Raw genomic sequence first — 15,244 nt, 5'->3', positions numbered from 1 at the left:
AGGCAGCTCAGAAGAAGGTGTGGGAGTTGGAGTCTCCCCATCTACAGTGCGTTTCAGCCAAGGCAGTTGTAAAGCTGGCTTAAAGATATGTGCCCATGGCACCGCTGCGCGGTGCTTTCGCGCCGGGCCGCCGTCGCGGGTGCGCTAACGCTTACGCCGCGCTACTCGAAATGTGCATGAACCGTCATAAGTGGCGAGCATTGAGTCCTTCTGCCGGTTTCTGGTTATCTAATTGCAATTAATGGCAAAGCCTACTTAGTTTTTGTGCAGCGTTGAGATATACTTATTTAGCTAGACGTCAAATTAAGCTATATCACTAACGTTAAAAGACATGGATCTTTCCCGCATGGACACTCATCACTTAGCGTCTGAACCGAAAAGCGTGGCCGCTCGTCAAGAGCCCGATAGTCTCTCGCTTTTCTTTCTGGTTTTTAAGACCGGCTTACTCACTATCCTTACTTTGGGGATTTACCGTTTCTGGCAAACGACTCGCATCCGTCAGTATCTTTGGGGCTCTACAAGCGCCAATGATTCTGCCTTGGAGTACACGGGAACAGGGCTTGAGAAGTTTATTGGCTTTCTCATTGCCCTGGTTATCCTGGCGTTGTATCTCGGCGTTCTCCAGATGCTGCTCTTCTACTTCGGCCTTTCGATGTTTAACGTCTCGTCGAGTGCTACTAATCCGGCGGAGCAAGTCCGCTATCTAATAGTTGTGTATATGCATGTCATTGCTGTTTTGCCTCTTCTTTTTTATGCCAGTTATCAGAAACGCCGATACATGATGAGTCGAACGCGGTGGTGCGGCATTCGTTTTAGTATGGAAAAAGGCGCTTGGGGGTATGTGATCCGTGCCATCGGCTACAGGTTGCTGACGGTCATAACATTGGGTGCGCTGGCCCCGCTGGCTACGTTCAAGTTAGAGCAGTATATGGCTGAGCGGAGTTACTATGGTGATGTTCGTATTAAGCAAGGTGGGTCTTGGCCGCGTCTTTACTCGTCGCTAACGCATTTGTTTATAGGCATCGTCATTCTGCTGGTAAGCGGAGGTGTTTTTGCTTGGGGTTATGACGGCTTGGCGTCAGCCATTCTTTTTGTTGGTAGCATTTGGGTGGCTATCGGTGTTGTGTATTACCAGGTTAAGAGTTTTGCTTATATGACTTCTCACAAGACGTTAGGCGAGGAGGTTAGCTTTAAGGCTGAGCCTAGAACGGGGGCTATTATCCGGATCTACTTAATTGCAGGTGTCGGGATGGGGGTGATGTCGTTATTTATAATAAGCGTTATGACGGCCGTTTTTGATTTTGGTATTTCGTCAGTCACTTTTGCCCTCGTCGGTGGTGCGCTGAGCTATATCTTTTTATTCTTGCTGTTTCAGGCAATGAAAATGGTGATGATTACTCAGCCTATACTGGGTCATTATGTTCAGACGTTTAGTATCATAAACCCCGAGCCTTTACATCAAATCCAGCAGCGTCAGGCAGATGATGCCGTTGGTGCTGAGGGCGTGGCGGATGCACTCGATGTCGCTGGCGCATTTTAATGTTGCAGGCGCAATTCTTTGACGGCGTGACGGCCTATCGTCATGAGGTGTGCATTTCGGTGTTAGATGACCAGCAGGCGCTGGTCATCCACGCAGAAACGCTAGCTGAACCTGCTCGCTGGGAACTCGCCGATCTTCGTGCTCTTCGTGATAGTTCGAGTGCAACACAGCTGACCTTGACCCGTTATGTCTCGTCTGTTGACGAGAGAGATCCGGCACGGCTTATTGTCACTGATAACGACTTTATTGCTTGGTTGCGTGCCACACAGCCTGATCTTTTCCGCCGTGATGTCCGTAAAAGAACCTGGCTGCGCATGGCAGGATGGGGAACGGGCGCGGTGGCGGCCATTGCGTTGATGCTGTTCGTTATTTTGCCGGGCATGGCCAATATCCTGGCTCAGGCTATTCCGATCGAGCGCGAAGTTGCGTTTGGTAAAGCCGTTACCCAGCAAATCGAATGGGTGCTAAGTAGTTCAAATGCAAGCATGCAGCGCTGCGATTCTCCTGAGGGGGTGGCGGCGCTAGATGCGATGCTGGAGAGGCTGACTGTAGGGCGTGATATGCACTACGCCATAGACATTCAGGTTTTCGATCATTCTGAAGTCAATGCGTTTGCCGCTCCCGGCGGGCAGGTGATAATCCTGAGTGCATTACTGGAAGAGGCTGAGACCCCCGAGGAGGTGGCGGGGGTTCTGGCTCATGAAATTGGTCATGTGGAGCGGCGAGACCCAATGCGGCAAGCATTACGGGCGGCGGGGGCTGCGGGGCTGCTTAGCATGGTTTTTGGCGATCTTGCGGGTGCCGCGGTGGTGGGTGAGCATTTGCTTACTGCTTCTTATAGCCGGGAGGCTGAAGTCGAGGCAGACCGTTTTGCTCTCGAAATGCTCGCTACGGCGGAAGTTGATGCAGCTGGGTTTGCAAACTTTTTTACGCGGATCGAGGGGCTGGAGGACGGTGATATTGCTACCCCCGAGCATTTATCTACACACCCTGATTCCAGCTGGCGCGGTACCCAGGCCCAGCAATTAGCTGAAAGCCAAGGCGGTACTACTGCGATTCTAACGCCAGCTGAATGGGCGGCCTTGCAAGCGATCTGCGATTAAAGGCTGTTAACGCTGTATCGAGAACCGCGCCACTCTTCATGCTTATGTTTCGTCGTCTCCCCATTTTTCCATCGCGCGTTTGTCGTCGGGTACCCGGACGATGTGGCCGACTTCCAGCTTGTCGTGGCTTTGGTGGCGGCCGCCGTTGGTGTCGATGATGGCGGCGACTTCGCCGATGCTGACGGCGTCATCTTCTCGGTAGGCTTCTACTTTGACGCGCACCATGGCGCCTTGGTAGCGTGCGGAAATGATGTCGCCCGGGTCGGGTTGGCTGCTTTGATCCGGGTGTTTTTTAAAGTACTGCATAACACTGGCGCTGCCAGGTTCGTCCCATTCGATATGCTGGTGCATCGCTGTCTTCCTTGTCTTGCTGAATGACGTGATGAGTGTAGTTTCAGTGTAGTGCCTTCAATGGGGTTATGTATGCTGTTCATCCTCCGCCCTGTTGGTCTCCACCACTGGGCTGTTTTCTTGCCCCACGTATTGAAAGAGAAAGTTTAGCGCTGCCGGTAGGCTGGCGCGCCATACTTTCCATGTATGGCCACCGGGGTAGAGGTCGAGGCGCACATCGTTGGGCTGGATGCGTTCCATGGCTTGACGCAGTATGCGGGCGTGAAATTCAGCATCATAAACGTCGCTTCGCCCGGCGCTGATATACAGCGGTACGGGGGAAAGGTCGCCCTCATCTTCGGTACCGCGAGGGGTTACGCGCAGGCGATACTCTTCCAAATAGTTGGTGTAGTTAAGGTTTTGCCACAGCTCGCGATCAAATCGGCCCTGGTCATTGATAAATGAGGGGTGGCGCCAGGCGGTGGAGTTACGCGGCGGCAGGGGGGCGTAGCTGGCGGGGCTTAGCGCGGCTACCGCGGCAAACAGTTCAGGCCGTTCCAGGGCAAAGTTGAGTGCACCGTAACCGCCAGCGGAATAGCCTGCCACGCCACGCAGGTGGCGCTCTTGTCCCACGCGGTAGGTTGCTTCCACATGTGGCATTAGGTCGTTAAAAAATGCGCTGCGGGCGGGTTCGTTGTGGCCATCTACCCACCAACTGCGACTGCCGGGCATAATGAAAACGGCCGGAGGAATATGCCCGGCAGCGATTAACCTATCCGCCACCTGCTGCAAGTTGCCGCGAGAAACCCAGTCGCGGTCAGTGTTAAATGAGCCGTGCAGCATATAAACGACCGGATACGCGTCTGTCGCTTGGGCGTCATAATTGTCGGGTAAATAAATACTGTAGGGGTAGTCGTAACCTAGCGTGGGCGAGAAAAACTGATGGTGTTCAACCTCGCTGGCTAAGCTATGGCCACTGAACGTTAGCCAGCCAATAAATGCCGTAAGTAGGGCGTGAAATCGGTACGAGAATACTGGTGGCTTGGGGATGAACACGTTTCCTCCGGGAATTAAAACTGTTCAATGGGGTCGGACAGCGCGAAGGCTTTTATTGTTCATCATAGCCATATAAGACAGTCAGTTAGCATAGTCATTCATCATCGCCATGCAAAATGCCAGGGTAGGAGTAGGTCGAGGCGGGAGGCCCAATGCGCAAAATTGAAGAGATCTATTGGTTGCGTGCTTACGGCTGTATAGCCGTTTTTTTGTTTCACTTACTAGATCATGTCAATCAGCGCCTCGATAACGTTGCCACCGATTTGATGCGCATACCGCTGGTGTTGGGTACCCCGATTTTCCTGTTTATTGCGATCTTTGTGTTTGCCGTTCGCTACGATAAATCCGTGCCGGAAGGATTCCTTGCCCAGCGCGTGAAGTATGTAATGGTGCCCTATTTTGTGTATGGCTTTATTTATTCGACGGCTGAATGGCTAAGCCAACAGCCATCGGATGAGCCGGTGGGGTTCGTGGCCAACGCCATTGAGTATTATGTGTACGCGGGCTGGCATGGCTATTTTTTGATTATTGCGATGCAGTTTTATGTGGCCTATTGGCTGTTTACCCGTTGGCAGCTGTGGCGTTTGAACCCGGTGCCGTGGCTGTGGGGCGCTTGTGTGATCAGCATGGCGTATTGGGGGTTGGCTTACTGGTTTGAGGTTGACCTGCCCGGCTATCTGCTGTGGATTGCTCCACTGGGTTGGATCTATGTGTTTTTTCTTGCCCTGGTGCTGGTGCGCTACTACCCGCTACCCCCTGAGAGCGTGATGCTGGCGCGGCCTGCCTGGATGCAGCAAATGGCCCGCCCGGTCTGGTTGGTGCTAATGGTGGCGCTGATTATTGCCGCGACCTTTGCAGGTTGGCTGGCCTTCTCTTCCAAAGAGGTGTGGGTCATTCCTTTCTTCGTGCTGTTCACGCTGTGTGCCATGCGCTACTTGGCCGGGCGTCCTGCGCCTTTGTGGGTGCGCCACATTAATGCGTATTCGTTTGGCATTTACTTGGCTCACCCCATGTTCTTTGTGCTCGCTGATCTGGCTGTCGAGCCGTTGTCGTTGCCCATTGGCGTGTATGCACTGGCGCTTATGGCGGTTGGTGTGGTGGGGTCAGTGGGGCTTAATAAGCTCGCCAATACCACGACACTGGGCGCCATGCTGTTCGGCAAGCGACTAAAGGTAAGTTAGTCAGAGAGTGGCGGTGGATGGTATCTGTGGATGATATCGGTAGATAGCGGCAGAAAACGCATTATGGGCGTGGAGTGAAAGCCGTAACCGGGGCGTTAGCCAGAAAAGGGTTTTCTGGCTCTTTCGTTAGTCTAAGCAGGTTTCCGTTGTAGGTTTTTAAACGCGTAGGGCAGGCGTGTAAACGTTGCAGAAAATCGTCGATCGCGCTGTTATCGTCCAGCTCAGGGTCAAACCCACCCAAGCGTTCTAGCCAGGCTCGCCTCACGGCAATGTAGGGCGGCAAAAGTAAAGCACTGGCCAATAAGCGCCTCAGGATGCGTTCCGACAGCGATGGCCGGGTGAGGCCAATAATCAAGGCGTCAAGGGTGTAAGTGTTGAGCTGTGAATAGAGTGCACACCAAAGCTCCGCAGGCAGTGGTTTTTTCTGTAGCGCAATGATGAGCCACTCTGCTTGGCTGGTAAACGCGGCTTTATTCAAGCGAGCCCCCAGCGGCCTTGATGGTGTAATCAGCGAATGAGCATGGTAGCGCTGTTCAATAGCACTCAGGCGTGCTTGCGCTTGAGTGGCTGTCACCAAAATGGGCAGCAAGTGGTCGGCGACACCGGATTCACGTATGGATTTTAAGTGGCGTGGCAACATTTCACCCGTCACCATGGCATCAACGATAAAGCAGACCGATCCCATTTGCCGACTCCGATTGTGAGCAAATCTATCAAATTGTAATTTATTGTAGTATCTGGTTTATTTGCGTAGCAAGTAAAAAAATTTGCGAGCTAAAAAACAGCGCTAAGTATGACTTGTGCACTTTAATGGGGCGCGCGGCATTATTTTTGTTATATTTTGGTGCATAAGAGGTTTTTTAGACGGTTCAGAATAGCCTGTTGCGCCGTTATGCGTCATCAAGAGGCATTCGAAGCCATTTTTTAATGTTTATAAAACAGATAGTTGTTGTTTTTTTATGCCATATTGGTGCAGTGTTGGCATGTTCTCTGCATTGTATTTGCAAGCGGCTAGCGGGCCGTAGGCATAAGCCCTGCGGCGTGCTAAAACGATAGCCGGTCTGAAATGCTCGCTGAGCGATTTGTTAACCAATGTCAGGCAAACGTTGAGCGAACAAGAATGACAAACGTGCGGTTTAGCACGTATTTTGTCGAACAACACTTTTATCGGTAGCTTACTGTCGTTAGCTTTAAGCCACGCTCATACCGGAGGACACTATGTCAGCCAAGACTCTCGCGCTAATTGAAGAACACGATGTTAAATGGGTAGACCTGCGTTTCACCGACACTCGCGGTAAAGAACAGCACGTGACCGTGCCTGCGCGCGATGTAGACGAAGAATTCTTCGAGAATGGCCAAATGTTCGATGGCTCTTCTATTGAAGGTTGGAAGGGCATTAACGAATCCGACATGATTCTGCGCCCGGAAGATGGTACGGGCTACCTTGACCCCTTCACCGAAGATGCGACGCTGGTGCTGCGCTGTGACATCATCGAGCCGGCCACTATGCAGGGCTATGATCGTGACCCGCGCTCTATCGCTAAGCGCGCAGAAGCTTACCTGCAGTCTACTGGCCTGGGCGACACCGCGTTCTTCGGTCCTGAGCCTGAATTCTTTATTTTTGACGAAGTGCATTGGAAGTCTGATATCCAGGGCTCCATGTACAAAATCACCTCCGACGAAGGCGCTTGGGCAACCGACAGTGTCGTTGAAGGCGGCAACCTTGGCCACCGCCCGCGCGTTAAAGGCGGCTACTTCCCGGTTCCTCCGGTCGATAGCTTCCACGATATTCGTGGCGCAATGTGTAATACCCTGGAAGCGATTGGTCAGACCGTCGAGGTACACCACCACGAGGTTTCCAACGCAGGTCAGAACGAAATCGGCGTTAAGTTCAACACGCTGGTGAAGAAAGCTGACGAAGTTCAGGAAATGAAGTACGTGATCCACAACGTGGCCCACGCGTATGGCAAAACGGCCACCTTTATGCCGAAGCCGCTGGTCGGTGATAACGGTTCGGGTATGCACGTTCACCAGTCTTTCTGGAAAGATGGCAACAACCAGTTCGCCGGTGACGAGTACGCTGGTCTGTCTGAAATGGCGCTTTTCTACATCGGCGGCATCATCAAGCACGCCCGTGCCCTGAACGCCTTTACTAACGCTTCTACCAACTCATACAAGCGTCTGGTTCCTGGCTTTGAAGCGCCGGTCATGCTGGCCTACAGTGCCCGCAACCGTTCGGCTTCAATCCGTATTCCTTACACCGCCAGCCCGAAAGGCAAGCGTGTGGAAGCGCGCTTCCCTGATCCGACTGCCAACCCTTACCTGGCGTTCTCTGCCATGTTGATGGCGGGTATCGACGGTATCAAAAACAAGATCCACCCTGGCGATGCCATGGACAAAAACCTGTACGACCTGCCGCCAGAAGAAGGCAAGTCAGTACCGACTGTGGCGCACAGCCTGGATCAAGCACTGGAAGCCCTCGACGCTGACCGTGCGTTCTTGACCGAAGGTGGCGTGTTCACCGACGAAATGATCGATGCCTACATCGACCTCAAGATGGAAGAAGTGGAGCGTATTCGTATGACCACTCACCCCATCGAGTTTGATATGTACTACAGTTGTTAAGTACAGCTGTTAAGTACAGCTGCTAATCAGCGTTCCTCGCCTCTGGCTGTTACTATCAGCCAGGCGGTGGTAACAATGATTGCCAATAGAACCCCGCTACGGCGGGGTTTTTTTATTGCTGGGAGGCTGAGAAGCGTGCCAGAGGGGCGATGAGCAGTGTGCTGGTAGCTCTCTTGGGCGTGGGGGAGTGGGTGGCACGGCGTTCGGGCAGGCGGTGTATCGGGTGACCGATCAGCACGGCAACGTTACCTTTACCGATAACCCAAGCAGCCCTTTATGCCCTGCGACCACTTTTCCATCGCTCTGCCCCAGCAAGGCGCACAGGTGGAAGAGGGAATGACCGTGGTGGAGGTGGTTATTGCGCCACCGTTGCGCGACGACCATCAGGTACGGCTGTTGGTGAATGGCGAGATTAGCCAGAAAGCGCGCACAGCGATGTCTTCTGGTTAACGTGCCTGCCGCAAGGGGGCACGAGATCCAGGCAGAATGCTGGAGAGCAGCCAGCGTTTACAGCACCGCACGGCAGCGGTGACGATTACGGTTCCTTAAGAGCGCTTTAATAAACGCGATCAAAAAAACAGCCCTAAGTATTACCTACCAAAACCTGGGTGCACTAAAGTGGTGCATGAGCAGGAGCATTTGGCACGGCAAGTGCGCTAAAACGATTCGCGCTCTTTCGCTGCGATGCCCGCAAGCCGTGCAAATGGACATAAACGTATAGTTGGCGCGCTTTTTGCAGCTCCCTCATTGATCATCCACCTGTAGGTCTGTATCGGCGATGGAAGACGCGATTTTTCAGGACACCACCATGCATCAGCGTTTGCTTGAGCATCTCACCACAGCGGTATTGCTGCTAGACGGCGAACTGCGTGTGCGATGGATGAACCCTGCCGCTGAAGCGTTGTTAGCGGTCAGCCTTAGCCGTGTTCACGGCATCAGCCTGGATACGCTACTTGGCGGGGATGTAAGCATTGACGAAGTATTGGCCAAGGCGCGGGATGCGTTTCACCCCTATACCCAGCGTGAAGCACGCATTACCCCGTTGAATAGCGAACCGCTCACGGTGGACTACACGGTGACGCCCTTATCCGACGATGAGCTGTTACTGGAAGTAGAGCCGCGGGATCGGCTGATGCAGATCTCCCGAGAAGAGGCGCTAACCACACGCCAGGAGACCATCAAGGTGCTCGCCCGCGGGCTCGCCCATGAAGTCAAAAACCCGCTGGGTGGCATTCGCGGGGCAGCACAGCTACTAGAGCGTGATCTAGACGACCCGGCGCTGCGCGAATATACCCATATCATTGTTGAAGAGGTGGATCGGCTGCGCGACCTGGTCGACTCCATGCTCGGCCCTAACCGGATGCTTAAACACGAGCCAGTCAACATCCATAAGGTGCTGGAGCGAGTGCGGGCGCTGCTGATTGCCGAACACCCTAGTGTGACAATCAGCCGTGATTACGACCCCAGCTTGCCCGATCTTTCCGGCGATGAATCGCAAATGATTCAGGCGGTGCTCAATGTGGCGCGCAATGCGGTACAGGCCATGAGCGATGCACAAACGCCGGAGCCCACTTTAATACTACGCACCCGTGCCCGTCGCCAGTTTACGCTTGGCGCCGAACGTCACCGGCTGGTCAGTGAAGTCGCCGTGATCGATAACGGCCCCGGCATTCCCGATACGCTGCAGGAAACACTGTTTTATCCCATGGTGTCGGGACGCGCGGAAGGCAGCGGCCTTGGGCTCTCTATTGCCCAGTCGATTTTGCACCAACATCAAGGATTGATTGAATGCGATTCACGTCCTGGACACACCGAATTTCGTTTACTGATTCCCATGGTTATTAATTTCACCGGAGAAGCGTCATGACTGAGGCTGCACGTAATGATGTTGCGCGGGTGGTCATTGTCGATGATGACCGCGCTATCCGCTGGGTGCTGGAGCGCGCCTTGGCGCAACCCGACCTTGACGTTGAGTGTATCGAGCGCGCCGACGTTGCCCTGACACGTTTGTTGGAAAACCCACCCGACGTGCTGGTTACCGATATTCGTATGCCAGGTATCGACGGGCTGGATCTAATGTCCCGGGTACGCGAAGCGCATCCTGACCTGCCGGTGATCGTGATGACCGCGCACTCCGACCTGGACAGCGCCGTGGCCTCGTATCAGGGCGGGGCATTTGAATACCTGCCCAAGCCGTTCGATGTTGACGAGGCCCTGGCGCTGGTACGTCGCGCCGTGGCTCACGCCCGTGAACGCCAGCGTCCGGTGACCGTGCCGGAAGGCTTGAACGCCGAAATTATCGGTGAAGCGCCCGCCATGCAGGAGGTGTTCCGTGCCATTGGTCGCCTCTCGCACTCCCACATCACGGTGTTGATTAATGGGGAGTCGGGAACCGGCAAAGAGCGCGTTGCCCAGGCACTCCATCAGCATAGCCCTCGTGCGGGCAAGCCGTTTATTGCCCTCAATATGGCGGCGATTCCCCGTGATTTGATTGAGTCTGAGCTGTTTGGTCACGAGAAGGGGGCTTTTACCGGGGCGACCCAGCAGCGCCAGGGGCGGTTTGAGCAAGCCAACGGCGGTACGCTATTTTTAGACGAAATAGGCGATATGCCCGCTGAAACCCAAACGCGGCTACTGCGCGTGCTGGCCGATGGAGAGTTCTATCGCGTTGGCGGGCATACGCCGGTCAAAGTGGATGTGCGCATTATTGCTGCCACCCACCAAAACCTAGAAGTGTTGGTGGATGACGGCCGCTTCCGGGAGGATTTGTTCCACCGCCTGAACGTGATCCGTATTCACCTGCCCAAGCTTGCCGAGCGCCGCGAAGATATCCCTCGTTTAACGCGGCACTTTTTAGCTGAAGCGGCGAAAGAGCTGACGACCGATATCAAGGTGCTGACCAGCGAAGCGGAAGCCCACCTAACGCGTTTGCCGTGGCCCGGCAACGTGCGGCAGTTAGAAAATATCTGCCGTTGGCTCACCGTGATGGCATCAGGGCGTGAGATTCTGGTTGAAGATCTACCGCCGGAGCTGCGTTCACCCAGCGCTTCTGAAAGCAGCGCCCACGGCGATTGGCGCACGGCGTTTCGTGACTGGGCGGATCATGCCCTGGCCGAAGGCCATACCCATCTACTGGAAGAAGCGGTGCCCGATTTTGAGCGGATTCTGATTGAGACAGCGCTAAAACATACCGGCGGGCGCAAAGGGGAAGCCGCCGAGCTGCTGGGCTGGGGGCGCAATACGCTCACGCGTAAACTGAAAACACTGCTACCGGCACTCGCTGACGAGTAAACGTTAGGAGCCTGTCTGGCTTAACACTGATCTACTGCGAATCCCGGTATTTTGGCCAACTTTATTCGATCGATTTCGTTAAATAGCACGCTATTCGCCTCAATCGATCGATAAATTTGGCTCAAAATTCGTGCTTCTCGCGACGATCGGCCAAGCCAGACAGGCTCCTAGTCGCCAGCGAGTATATATACCGCATCGGCTAGGGTGGTGGGGTTGGGCAAAGTGCAGTCGCTACTGGTGAGTGGCTGCTCATCCTGCCACCACTACCCTGGGCTTGGGTAGGCTGCCGAAGTGACGCTGGGCAGCAACAGCGTTGTCTATGGCAGTTATTGTGTCGCTTCAATGCGCCTGATTTCGGCAAGTAACGCTTCTGCTTCTTCAGTAAGTGTGGCATTGGCACGCATATCGCCATTGCGTGAAGCCTCCATGGCGGCTTGTAGTTTGCGCTCATACTCTTGTTGAAGCTTCTTTTTGGGGTCACGCTTAAACATACCTAACATGAGCAATCTCCTCGCTATCAATGTCTCTTGTACACTATTTGTATAGGATTGAAGTGCTCGTGTCGAATGTTTGCTTTAACTAGCCTTGCTAATCGTAGTGATTAGGCGTGGCGCACTGGCATAAGAAGCGCTCAAAATCACATAAAATAGTCTCCAGGCTCGCGTGCAGGCGGTGATCGTCGTCAACCATCCGCAGCGATAGGCGCTGAAGACGAGCACGTTCGATCACCGGTTCAGGGGCAACCACATCATCCCGCCAGCCGTGAATAATATGGCTGTGCTGCGCCTGAATAACCGGTGACGTTTCCGGATAGTCGGCAAGTCCCAACGCAGGCGCCAGCAGAAAGCAGCCCAACACCGGCTGCTGAGCGCTAACTGCCGCGCTTAGCCAACCCCCCAAGCTTGAGCCTGCCAGCACACACTGGGCAGGATCATCTCCGCGCTCGGCTAATACTCTCAGCAGGTATTCAAGGCGTTGCTGTGGCTCTGCTATGCCTCGATAATCCATGACCACCGGCTCACAGTCATCCAGCTTTTGCGCAACACCTTTCATTGCCTGGGTTTTCAGTGCGCCTGGCCCGCTCTCAAGGCCATGGGATAGATAAACGGTCATCATAACGGTTAGCTCGCTGCACGCTGGATAGCTTCGCCACCCTGTTGAAGGTCTTCACCCGCACCGCGAATGGTATTACAGCCACTGACCAGCATCAGGGTCACCACCATCACGAAGCCGAGGGCGATAGTGCGTTTCATAAAAGCCTCCTTCGAAGGCATACCGTTAGTGAAAGGAGTAGAAAGCAAAAATACCCTCTGTCGTGACGATACGCTACGGTTTTCAATACGTTTAAACACAAGGAAGCATAGCAGTGTGCCTCGAAACCGTATGTTTATGTCGCATGTGCCACTTCTATACATGGAAAATAGAGGTGGAGAGTGCTTTGTCATTCACTTTTTATTGTTTTAAGTAATTGTTTTTTAATGTTTATATTCGTTATTGGCATGGTTTGGCTCATTGCCTGCAGTTACTAAGTAGAATCCAGCAAGAAACCAAGTAAATACTCGCAAATGAATAAAGTAAGTCATTTTTAAATTCAGTCACTTAACGCTAGTCGAGTTAACATTTTTCACCAGTAACTGAGTGAGTGGGCTAACAGCAAAATGGAAGGCAGGAAGCCGAAAAACGAACAGGATGTTTAAGGGACAATTAGCCCACTCACTGGTTGCAGCGTAAGGAGGCGCTGTTCATCAAACCAGGGAGCGGACCGATGCGAATCAACCATCTCATGCAAGTGAGGTGGTTTTTTCGCATGTGTGATTTAAATAATTATTTGATAGATAAGTACTTTCTATAAGGCTCTGGTTTTTGCACAGCTTTTGTACAGAAAAAAGTGTGATTTTGGTCTATCCTTCGATGAAACCAAAATGCAGCGGTTAGAAAACGTCAACGTAACGACCGCGCACGATCAGGGACAAGATTATGGCGATGGCATTGATGTTATGCATGTTTGTTTTGTTCTTAGGGTTTTCAGGCGTGGGCGTGTATATGATGTTTAAGACATCGTTTACGGCCAGTATTGATGAACGCGATGACATGCCGCCCGACGTTTAACTATCTGCCTTGAAAGTAAAACGCCCGCTTATGCGGGCGTTTTTGCGCTGGCTGTCCATCAAAGGGTTGTCTATTAAGGGGGCAGGACGCGCTTTACCCCATCCAATACAGGCTGGCCAAGGCAAAAGCGTAGCCCATCGCTGCCCCTGCCAGTACATCGCTGACATAGTGCAGCCCTAAGCCTACCCGTGAGACCGCTATTAGAAGCGTTAATGGCAATACCACCGGTAGTAGCCAGGGCGTGTGGGCGGCGACCAAGACGCTAAACATCACCGCGTGCATGGTGTGGCCGCTGGGAAAACTGTAACGGTCGCGGGCAGGTTCACAGCACTCGATGCCTTCACTATAGGTAATGAAGGGTCGCTCACGGCATAAGCGAGTTTTCACCAGTCGATAAACCGCCACGGCAAATAGAGCGATAACGCTGTACTGCAGTACGCGCCAGGCGCCATTGGGTTGAAGCCAGGGCTGGGCGAGAATCAGCAGCACCCAAATAGGCCAATCGCCTAAGCGGCTGGCGGCCTGAAGCGTGATTCGCCAGGGGCGGTAGATCGATAGCCGCGCAATGCGCTGGCAGAACTGCCACTCCAGCAGGTCAAGACGATCGAATACGACAAGCGGACGCGGGCGCATGATGAGCCTCCTGGGCTTGGTGTAAGTAACGCAAAAACTGCTCGGCAATACCTGTCCAACTCTGCTCAAGGGCGCGTAAACGCGCTACTCGGCCTAAACGAGCGTAGTCAGCTGGGTGTTGGCACAACTCAACTGCTGCCTGTTGAAAAGCGGTGCTATTGCCAGCGGGTACGGTGACACCGTTGTGGCCGCTGCTAATGAGCTCAGCGCTGGCTGCATGATCATAGGCCACCACGGCTAAGCCGCTGGCCATGGCTTCCGCCACCACATTGCCCCAGGTTTCTGAAAGCGAGGGGAAAATAAACAGGTCGGCGCTGGCATAGTGGCGAGCAAGCGATCCCTGCCCCACAAAGCCGGTGAAGTGGGCGTCGGGCAGCGCCTTTTCCAACTGTGCCCGTGCGGGGCCATCGCCGACGATCACTTGGGCGATATCGGGCCGCACCTCACGCATGGCTTGAAGGCTTTCATGGAGCAAGGTGAGATTTTTTTCTGCGGCTAGTCGGCCAACGTAAAGGGCCACCGGCTGATGCTCGCTAACTCCCCAGCGTTCGCGTAATGAAGGGTCACGGTGGGCAGGTGAAAAGCGCTCGCCATCCAGCCCGCGTGACAGCACATGAACCCCCCGAATCCCTTGACGCTGCAGTGCTTTAGCCTGCTGATGAGTAGGCACTAACGTTAGGTCACAGCCGTTATGGAAGTAGCGCAGGTAGCGGCGTGTGGTCGAGGCCAACCAATTGACGCCATAATCTTCACAGTAGTGGTCAAAGTTGGTGTGCCAGCCCGCTACCAGGGGGATATTGAGTTGCCGTGCCGCTTGGCGTGCCGCCCAGCCGAGAGGGCCTTGGGTCGCTACATAGATGATATCGGGGCGATGTTGGCGCCAAAAGCGGCGCAGTGTAACGGGCCTAACCAGCCCTACCTGCACATCGGTGTAGCCAGGTAGGGCAAGGCGCTGCACCTGTAGCTCGCGGTTAATACCGGTTGCATTACCCGCAGATCGTGGCCGAGGGCGGATCACATCCACCGGCACTCCTTGCCGGTTAAGTTCATAGCTTAACCGGCTCAGCGTATGGGCAACGCCATTGATGTCCGGTGACCATGTCTCACTAACGATGCAGAGCCGCATGAGCGATTCATCCCTTTATCACGTTTTCGTACAGTGTGGGTGGGGTGAATGACACTGCCGAGACAAACAGGTGAATAAGTGATGACACGCTTAAATAAATAGGCTAGTAGACAAAGTGCTACAGCCATCTGTTCTAATATCAGTTCAATGTTAAATTTGGATGGCAGTTTTATTTAATATCGCATAAAAAAATAAGTTCCCAAAAAATAAAACTTTAAGATTAATGAAACATAACTCCTTTAAGGTTCCC

The 15,244-nt window shown here is 53.6% G+C and carries 17 protein-coding genes; 8 read left to right on the top strand and 9 right to left on the bottom strand.

The features are described 5' to 3' along the window. The first annotated feature begins 331 nt into the window (after positions 1-331). Together AC4EYZ_RS10445 and AC4EYZ_RS10440 are read left to right on the top strand one after the other, a co-directional pair. A complete protein-coding gene (locus AC4EYZ_RS10445) occupies positions 332-1,540 on the top strand; it encodes a DUF898 family protein (RefSeq protein WP_400672490.1) in 1,209 nt (402 codons plus the stop codon). After that, positions 1,540-2,643 (top strand): M48 family metallopeptidase, encoded by a 1,104-nt coding sequence (locus AC4EYZ_RS10440; protein ID WP_342584545.1) that lies wholly within the window; start codon positions 1,540-1,542, stop codon positions 2,641-2,643. Before AC4EYZ_RS10445 ends, AC4EYZ_RS10440 begins: the two co-directional genes overlap by 1 nt. Positions 2,644-2,685: 42 nt before the next feature. On the opposite strand, the gene AC4EYZ_RS10435 is transcribed toward AC4EYZ_RS10440, so the two are convergent. Both AC4EYZ_RS10435 and AC4EYZ_RS10430 read right to left on the bottom strand, forming a co-directional pair. After that, the gene (locus AC4EYZ_RS10435; protein ID WP_138800153.1) at positions 2,686-2,994 is read right to left on the bottom strand and encodes a hypothetical protein; all 309 of its coding nucleotides are present in this window, start codon (positions 2,992-2,994) and stop codon (positions 2,686-2,688) included. Positions 2,995-3,060: 66 nt separating this feature from the next. Beyond that, a complete protein-coding gene (locus AC4EYZ_RS10430; protein WP_138800154.1) occupies positions 3,061-4,029 on the bottom strand; it encodes an alpha/beta hydrolase in 969 nt (322 codons plus the stop codon). A gap of 152 nt (positions 4,030-4,181) precedes the next feature. Between AC4EYZ_RS10430 and AC4EYZ_RS10425 the strand changes: the two genes are divergently transcribed. Further along, positions 4,182-5,210: an acyltransferase family protein gene (locus tag AC4EYZ_RS10425; RefSeq protein WP_022520806.1), complete on the top strand. Its 1,029-nt coding sequence runs from the start codon at positions 4,182-4,184 to the stop codon at positions 5,208-5,210. A 61-nt stretch (positions 5,211-5,271) separates the two neighbouring features. On the opposite strand, the gene AC4EYZ_RS10420 is transcribed toward AC4EYZ_RS10425, so the two are convergent. Next, complete coding sequence (locus tag AC4EYZ_RS10420; RefSeq protein WP_022520805.1) at positions 5,272-5,895, bottom strand: hypothetical protein; 624 nt, start codon at positions 5,893-5,895, stop codon at positions 5,272-5,274. A 533-nt stretch (positions 5,896-6,428) separates the two neighbouring features. Between AC4EYZ_RS10420 and glnA the strand changes: the two genes are divergently transcribed. After that, entirely contained in the window at positions 6,429-7,835 is a 1,407-nt protein-coding gene (glnA, locus tag AC4EYZ_RS10415) for a glutamate--ammonia ligase (RefSeq protein ID WP_022520804.1), read from the top strand. Positions 7,836-7,947: 112 nt separating this feature from the next. Here glnA and AC4EYZ_RS10410 read toward each other — a convergent pair whose 3' ends face one another. Then, positions 7,948-8,073, bottom strand: a complete 126-nt coding sequence (locus tag AC4EYZ_RS10410) for a hypothetical protein (RefSeq protein WP_255200397.1) — start codon at positions 8,071-8,073, stop codon at positions 7,948-7,950. On the opposite strand from AC4EYZ_RS10410, the gene AC4EYZ_RS10405 reads away from it, so the two are divergent. From AC4EYZ_RS10405 to ntrC, 4 genes are all read left to right on the top strand, one after another. Next, positions 8,023-8,175: a DUF4124 domain-containing protein gene (locus AC4EYZ_RS10405; RefSeq protein WP_309599327.1), complete on the top strand. Its 153-nt coding sequence runs from the start codon at positions 8,023-8,025 to the stop codon at positions 8,173-8,175. The two genes, AC4EYZ_RS10410 and AC4EYZ_RS10405, sit on opposite strands and share 51 nt — an antisense overlap. Beyond that, positions 8,112-8,285, top strand: coding sequence for a hypothetical protein (locus AC4EYZ_RS10400; RefSeq protein ID WP_022520803.1), 174 nt, complete (start codon positions 8,112-8,114; stop codon positions 8,283-8,285). The genes AC4EYZ_RS10405 and AC4EYZ_RS10400 overlap by 64 nt, the downstream gene beginning before the upstream one ends. A 358-nt stretch (positions 8,286-8,643) precedes the next feature. Continuing rightward, positions 8,644-9,702: a nitrogen regulation protein NR(II) gene (glnL, locus tag AC4EYZ_RS10395; protein ID WP_027958155.1), complete on the top strand. Its 1,059-nt coding sequence runs from the start codon at positions 8,644-8,646 to the stop codon at positions 9,700-9,702. After that, entirely contained in the window at positions 9,699-11,126 is a 1,428-nt protein-coding gene (gene ntrC, locus AC4EYZ_RS10390) for a nitrogen regulation protein NR(I) (RefSeq protein WP_022520802.1), read from the top strand. The genes glnL and ntrC overlap by 4 nt, the downstream gene beginning before the upstream one ends. A 326-nt stretch (positions 11,127-11,452) precedes the next feature. Here ntrC and AC4EYZ_RS10385 read toward each other — a convergent pair whose 3' ends face one another. From AC4EYZ_RS10385 to AC4EYZ_RS10365, 5 genes are all read right to left on the bottom strand, one after another. Continuing rightward, positions 11,453-11,626 (bottom strand): DUF6435 family protein, encoded by a 174-nt coding sequence (locus AC4EYZ_RS10385; protein ID WP_007111925.1) that lies wholly within the window; start codon positions 11,624-11,626, stop codon positions 11,453-11,455. Positions 11,627-11,714: 88 nt separating this feature from the next. Further along, positions 11,715-12,242 (bottom strand): YqiA/YcfP family alpha/beta fold hydrolase, encoded by a 528-nt coding sequence (locus tag AC4EYZ_RS10380; protein WP_027958156.1) that lies wholly within the window; start codon positions 12,240-12,242, stop codon positions 11,715-11,717. Positions 12,243-12,247: 5 nt separating this feature from the next. Then, positions 12,248-12,379 (bottom strand): entericidin A/B family lipoprotein, encoded by a 132-nt coding sequence (locus tag AC4EYZ_RS10375; RefSeq protein WP_027958157.1) that lies wholly within the window; start codon positions 12,377-12,379, stop codon positions 12,248-12,250. A 949-nt stretch (positions 12,380-13,328) separates the two neighbouring features. Beyond that, positions 13,329-13,868, bottom strand: a complete 540-nt coding sequence (locus AC4EYZ_RS10370) for a phosphatase PAP2 family protein (protein WP_022520798.1) — start codon at positions 13,866-13,868, stop codon at positions 13,329-13,331. Then, positions 13,831-14,994 carry a glycosyltransferase family 4 protein gene (locus AC4EYZ_RS10365; protein WP_022520797.1) on the bottom strand — a complete coding sequence of 388 codons (1,164 nt, stop codon included), beginning with the start codon at positions 14,992-14,994 and terminating at the stop codon, positions 13,831-13,833. The genes AC4EYZ_RS10370 and AC4EYZ_RS10365 overlap by 38 nt, the downstream gene beginning before the upstream one ends. Positions 14,995-15,244 lie beyond the last annotated feature (250 nt).

Source organism: Vreelandella sp. 162(4c) (assembly GCF_058152265.1).
Note: the sequence above shows the minus strand (reverse complement) of the source record. Positions and strands in the feature narration are given on the sequence as shown.